The 6,080-nt window shown below is 43.8% G+C and carries 5 protein-coding genes and 1 tRNA gene; all 6 read right to left on the bottom strand.

All coding sequences use genetic code 11. The features are described from left to right. Positions 1 to 49 precede the first annotated feature (49 nt). A complete protein-coding gene (locus I8752_RS09660; protein ID WP_214432094.1) occupies positions 50 to 214 on the bottom strand; it encodes a hypothetical protein in 165 nt (54 codons plus the stop codon). 102 nt (positions 215 to 316) lie between these two features. Further along, positions 317 to 1,597 (bottom strand): ABC transporter substrate-binding protein, encoded by a 1,281-nt coding sequence (locus I8752_RS09655; protein WP_214432093.1) that lies wholly within the window; start codon positions 1,595 to 1,597, stop codon positions 317 to 319. 171 nt (positions 1,598 to 1,768) lie between these two features. Further along, a tRNA-Ser gene (locus I8752_RS09650) sits at positions 1,769 to 1,860 on the bottom strand. Between the two features lie 278 nt (positions 1,861 to 2,138). After that, positions 2,139 to 3,071: a 15-cis-phytoene synthase CrtB gene (gene crtB, locus I8752_RS09645; RefSeq protein ID WP_214432092.1), complete on the bottom strand. Its 933-nt coding sequence runs from the start codon at positions 3,069 to 3,071 to the stop codon at positions 2,139 to 2,141. After that, entirely contained in the window at positions 3,055 to 4,497 is a 1,443-nt protein-coding gene (gene pds / locus I8752_RS09640) for a 15-cis-phytoene desaturase (protein WP_214432091.1), read from the bottom strand. Before pds ends, crtB begins: the two co-directional genes overlap by 17 nt. Positions 4,498 to 4,711: 214 nt before the next feature. After that, positions 4,712 to 5,653, bottom strand: a complete 942-nt coding sequence (locus I8752_RS09635; protein WP_214432090.1) for a phytanoyl-CoA dioxygenase family protein — start codon at positions 5,651 to 5,653, stop codon at positions 4,712 to 4,714. Positions 5,654 to 6,080: the final 427 nt, after the last annotated feature.

Here is a 6,080-nt window from a genome sequence, read left to right as displayed (position 1 = left end):
GAGCAGGGGGAGTAGGGGGAGCAGGGGGAGAAAGAATTTAACATTCCTTTTAACTTGAAAATAGACGCGGTGACACAGGGATGGGGAGACGCGGTGAGGAAGTTGGAATCTTGAACGGCACTTCCTCTACTTGGGGAGACTCCCTTCGGGTGACACTCCTGCGTCGCGCTTCGCTCTTGCTAACGCCAGTTTGCCACCCTCTTGAAAGAGTCATTTGTCATTTCCCCGTGTCCCCGCGTCTCCTTGTCCTTCTTTCATGCAAGGCTTAGAAACATTGTTTCATCAAGACTGTCTTGTGCCTCCTGCCTTGTGCCTCCTACTTAGGAGTAACTTTGTCAATTGTCTTAATTTTCCCGTCTGGCTCTACTGTCCAAACGTCGTAGACACCAACGACATCACCATTAGCATCAACATCTACGTTACCGCTAGCTCCTTGGTAATTAATTTTTTTCCCTTCTTGAAGTAACTTCAATCCTTGACAAACATCAGTAACTTCTGTGCCAGAACCAGCAGAAACTTCACGGATTTTGCTAGCGATACCAACACCTGTGTTTTGCTTAGCGGCTTGCGCTGACAAAACTAATAATGCCGCAGCATCCCAACTTTGGGGAGCATATTCTCCTGGCGAACCGCCTTTTTTATCTTTCCACAGCTTGTTAAAAGCTTCTAATGCTTTACCATCGGAACCCGGTACTGTGCCCAGCGCTCCAGTTAAAATATATTTGCCATCGCTACCTTTACCAACTTGTTCGGGGAATGTAGGTGATTTCACCCCATCAGTAAGTAAAATCTGTACCCCTTGAGTTAAACCTTGTTGGTAGGCAGCTTTGAGAAGTAGACTGCCTGTTTCAGCATAAAGAACAGCAATTACTGCATCTGGTTTCCCAGCAAATGCAGCAGAAGCTTCGGTGTCAAATGTTTGAGCTTTGGGGTCGTAGCGGACTGGATTATTTTTATTAACTATTGTTCCGCCCAATTTCTCAAAGGTTTGTACAAATGCTTTTTCAAAGCCTACGCCATAGTCATTGTTGATGACAACTGTCGAAACTCGCTTGTATCCTTTTTTATTAGCTAGTTGGGCTAGGGCTAGTGCTTGGTAAGTATCAGGCGGAGCTGTACGCGCCCAAAAACCTTTAAAGTCTCCTTTTTTTGCTTTGTCGGTAAAAACCGGACTGGTGCTACCAGGAGATATCAGCATGACTTTGTTAGGTACGGCAACTGAAACAGCAGCAGTAGAAACACTACTAGCGAAGGAGCCAACCACACCAGCGACTTTATCTAAAGTTGCCAGTTTGCTCATACCAGCAGCACCAGATTTTGGGTCGGTTTGGTCGTCTACTTGCACTAAGGTGACTGGTTTACCATTTACGCCACCGCAAGCGTTGACGGTATCAACGAGTAAGGGAACAGAGCCGACCATTTGCTGTCCGATGGAAGCTAAATCGCCAGTTGTTGGCAGCAGAGTGCCAATTTTTAGCCCATCAGCACTACTAGTTGTATTTGTGTTTGTATTTGCTGTTGTTGTACAAGCCGCCAACAACAAACCAGTTGCAAGGCTAGTTACACTCAAGGCTAGGGCAGTACTAATTTTTTGCATATTACTCTCACTCCTCAGATATATAGGAGCCTGAAAGTAAGATTTAGACTAAATTCTCAGGTTAGTTCAATCTTAACAGGACTCTAAAGGATAAATAATATCATCCATCTGAAGGTATAAAAGTATTTACTGTTAGATTGATATTTCTTGTGAATTTGTCAGCCTGGAAAACGGAGAGGGAGGGATTCGAACCCTCGGTACGGAGTTGCCTGCCGTACAACAGATTAGCAATCTGCCGCTTTCGACCACTCAGCCACCTCTCCACGGTCACGAATAATAATGGTATCAGATTCGATTAAGAAAGTAAATAGTTAGTTGTCAGTTGTCAGTTGTTAGTTGTCAGTTGCTACGTTGTACCCTGTGCGACTTTTACAAAACTCTTACTCCACAAGTATTCCATAGATGAGCGATTTAGATAAAGACAAAACACTCATCGATAGAATATTAACTATGAATAGATTTTAGTATTTTGTGAAAGATAGAAGTCGCACATCGCATTATGTCTTTGTTGATTACTACTGACCACTGACTACTGACATTACTAGAATACTTGCGATCGCATCCAAGCTAGGGGTAACGAACGTAACTTTTGCCATTGGGGCACGTAGGCACGCTGAGTGAATGCATTGTAATCGTTGCGTTCGATTATGCTTAAAATTCCACTGTAATGTGTCAGAGCCGCCCATACAGGCCAGCGAGCATCAGCAGATAAGTAAGAGATCCCCCTTTCTGCTTTGGTATAAAATTGTCGTGCCCGCTCAATTTGGAAGCGCATCAAAGACCGCCAGCGCTCGTCAATTACACCCTTGAATAAGTCTTGCTCTGTGTAATTGAATCTGGCCAAGTCTTCTAGTGGAATATAAATTCGCCCACGTCGCGCATCCTCTCCCACATCCCGCAGGATGTTAGTTAGTTGCTTGGCAATTCCTAGAGCAATTTCTTCTTCTATGGGAACGTATGGCTGTTGTTCGCGGTTCCACGGCGCTGTATTCCTAGTGGTATCTAACCCCATAACTGCTGTTGACATTAAGCCGACAGTACCAGCGACACGGTAACAGTAGAGGTATAGTTCCTCAAAAGTTTCATAGCGACTGCGATACAAGTCCATACGCTGTCCGGCAATCATATCCCGAAAGGGCTGAATGTCCATCGGAAAGCGTTGGACGGTATCCGCCAACGCTACATCAAAGTTGTCTTTTGGCTGTCCAGCAAAAATCGCTTCCAGCTGCTGCTCCCATAAATCTAGAGTTTCTGGCGTTGTCATGGCAGATGCGGGGCCATCTACTAATTCATCTGTACGCCGACACCAAGCATAAATTGCCCAAATAGCGGGACGCTTTTCCTTGCTCAGGAGCAAGGTACTGAGGTAAAACGTCGTCGAATACTTGGCTATGAGGTGACGACAAAGGTTGTAGGACTCGTCCACAGAGACCAGCGTTTTCATGCGCGGGGGTGAATCAGGCAGTTGCAGCATTCGTTGCAGGCGGTCGGGTTGACGTTTGCAGGTGGGAAGGATTTACCACCTGGTTGGCTGCTTCAGCGATCGCCTGCGCTGTTAGCTTACCAGAAAGTACAGCTCCTTCCATACTGGCTAAGTAGCGTTGCATGGTGTAATCCCCAGTCAAATAAAAATTGGCGATGGGGGTAGTTTGTGAGGGACGGTACTGTTGACGACCAGGAGTCGCTTTGTACACTGAACGCGGCGTTTTTACCACATGGTATTTCAGCAGTTTTGCTGGGTTTTCTCCCCCAAAGTGGTCGGGGAAGAGTTTTTCTAACTCTGCAATTGTGGCGCTGACAATTTCCTCATCTGATTTGGCAATCCAATCTTTTGCCGGAGCTAAAACTAATTCCAGCATTGAGCGATCGGGATTAGCATACTCACGACAAGTGTTGCTCATATCAGCATAAACGCTTAGGAGGGGCGATCGCGAAAATAAAAGGTGATCGATTTGTGTAAGTTTTCTGTCAAACCACAGATGCAAGTTAATCACTGGTACGCCTTCCAAGCCTTCTAGCTTTTGGAAGAATTCCATTTGCTGCCAAGGTTCCGGAAGAATGACTTTCAAGGGGTCAACTGGCATAGCAGATACGTACAAGTCAGCCGCAAACACTTCATCTGCTGCTCCATTTAATCCTCGCAGTAAAAATCCTTTCACAGTACCATCCGGATCCAGCAAAATCTCTTTCAAGGGAGCATTCAGTCTGACTTCGCCGCCGCGTTCGGTGATGTAATCTACTATGGGCTGACACAATCGCTCTGTTGGGGAGCCGTCCAAAAACGCCATTTTCGAGCCGTTTTTTTCTTGGAGGAAGCGATTGAGGGCTGTTAGCAGGATGGTAGCAGAAATTTCTTCCGGGCCAATGAAGTTCAAAGCTTTCGACATGGCAATGAAAACTTCTTTTTCGACTCGTGGGGGAATGTTTTGTTTTTTCAGCCATTCCCTCCAAGAGTATTTGTCCATTTCCTCGACGTACTTCTGCCCTTGAATCATTGCTGGCAATAATCCAATGCCAAAACGGATTTTTTCCGGCCATGTCAGCATATCGTTGTTTCGCAGAATTGCCGCTATACCATTCACTGGCGCAGGCAAATCTGGAAAATCAAAGCGGCTGTAGGTTCCTGGGATATCGGGCTGGTTGAAGATCATTGTGTGTTCTTTCCACTGCAATCGGTCTTCTATATCCAGTTCTTTGAATAGCTGCAATATATTGGGATATGCCCCAAAGAAGATATGCAAACCCGTTTCGTACCAGTCTCCGTCCGAGTCTTTCCACGCTGCCACTTTGCCACCCAACACGTCCCGACGTTCCAAGACAATGGGAGTGTGCCCCGCGTCTGTGAGATATTTCGCGCAGGAAAGTCCTGCTAGACCAGCACCAGCGATCGCTACTCGCATTTCAACCTACTGCTTTTCAATATTTCTTCATGTTTTGTCGTTCTCATTATACGTTGCAATCTGTTACATTTAGCAGCGTCTACGCGATCGCTTTTCTAAAAACTTCCGCAAGAGTTAATTTTACTACATGCACATCAACTCATGTAATGTTGCTAATGTTGCCAATTTTTAAACGCGGGTTTTTTATGACAAAATTTTACTGAATACATGTCAATCAGAAATTCTTTCTCAAGTCATGCTGCATCTGATAGTCAGTTGTGGCAAATTCTATTTGTAGTATTAAGCGGTCTTGATGTGTAGGAGAAATTCCTTTATGAAAACAAAAGGGATCTTCCACAAATCCCAAACCAGCTTTGCCGCAAATCTTCACTAAAGATTCTTTACCGTAAAAATCAATAATATCTTTATCTATTTCTCTTTTACGCAATAAAGTATGGAAAATACTCTTTTTTTTATGACTACCACGAACACAGACATGAGGCCCGCTTTGCTCGTCTACATCAGTTAAATAAAAGAAAAATTTCAGAAAGCGATAATCGTCTATATCGTAGTGAAAAAATTGAGCAGCTTGGCTTTGTTCGCGGTAAGATGTTTCGCCAACAAAACTCCACCACATGAGATTACCTTGGTGGACTGGTTGAGTATCTAAATACTTCGCCGCGATCGCTAATAATTTCGGGTCGTTTTGCAACTTTTTAATAGCTGGACAAAGCAATGCTGTATTAAAATAGCTGCCCACAGTAAAGCGTTTCCCAAAGTGCTGTTGAGCTTGTTGTTTTTGATCATAATAAAAGCCTAACTCTGGTTTGCGATTTCCATAACAAGTTGTTGCTTGAGCAAATTGAACTATTTCTTGTACGATATCTTCAGGTAAATTAATACCTAAATATAAACCTTCAGATTTGAGATCGCAAACAACCTCATCGACATTGACATCTGGGAAATAAGAATTGCTTTCATCGCCCAGTGACAAATATAATTTATTTGAGCGTTTTGAGAAAAATGACATGATTGCTCGACCAGTCTTAAATCGAGCAACTTTACGCATAAACAGCCATTTAGGATTTTTAGTTAATCCTTTGTAATTTTCATAGCAATCCTCATAAAGTTTTGTCAAAAACTCTTCCAGGTATTTATTAACTAAACTTATCAACATAAGCCTCCTAAGATTGGGAAAGCAGGATGCGATCGCACAGATGCTTATACTTGAGACTTACACTGGATTGCGTAAGTACAAACGCGTAGGCTAGCTGCAAATATATTAGTATGATTGAATTATGAAAGCTATTCTATTACAGTAAATTTACTGTAATTTATCGAAATGCATTTCTCTGTAAAAAGCGTATTAAGTTCACTACAATTACAAAGGTTCGGGCTGGAGGATAATACCAAATTCGGATTTGATGTATCGTTTGAGATTGCCAGAACGACTTTTAGTCCAAAATCCGAAATTGGAGAGCTATTTCCTCTGTTGAACAGGGTGTGGGGTGTAGTGAAGACGGCAGGCATTGAAAGAGGATTCTGACCCCTTAGGGCGCTTGCGCCCTGAAAGGGCGAGGCTTTTACCCTGGAGGTTGTTGGGG

The sequence above is a fragment of the Dendronalium phyllosphericum CENA369 genome (assembly GCF_016056275.1).
GTDB classification, from domain to species: domain Bacteria; phylum Cyanobacteriota; class Cyanobacteriia; order Cyanobacteriales; family Nostocaceae; genus Dendronalium; species Dendronalium phyllosphericum.
Note: the sequence above shows the minus strand (reverse complement) of the source record. Positions and strands in the feature narration are given on the sequence as shown.

Excerpts from the sequence above, each read along its gene's own strand:
- I8752_RS09660 (WP_214432094.1), bottom strand. The coding sequence starts at position 214 with ATGACTCTTTCAAGAGGGTGGCAAACTGGCGTTAGCAAGAGCGAAGCG.
- I8752_RS09655 (WP_214432093.1), bottom strand. The coding sequence starts at position 1,597 with ATGCAAAAAATTAGTACTGCCCTAGCCTTGAGTGTAACTAGCCTTGCA.
- crtB (WP_214432092.1), bottom strand. The coding sequence starts at position 3,071 with ATGCTGCAACTGCCTGATTCACCCCCGCGCATGAAAACGCTGGTCTCT.
- pds (WP_214432091.1), bottom strand. The coding sequence starts at position 4,497 with ATGCGAGTAGCGATCGCTGGTGCTGGTCTAGCAGGACTTTCCTGCGCG.
- I8752_RS09635 (WP_214432090.1), bottom strand. The coding sequence starts at position 5,653 with ATGTTGATAAGTTTAGTTAATAAATACCTGGAAGAGTTTTTGACAAAA.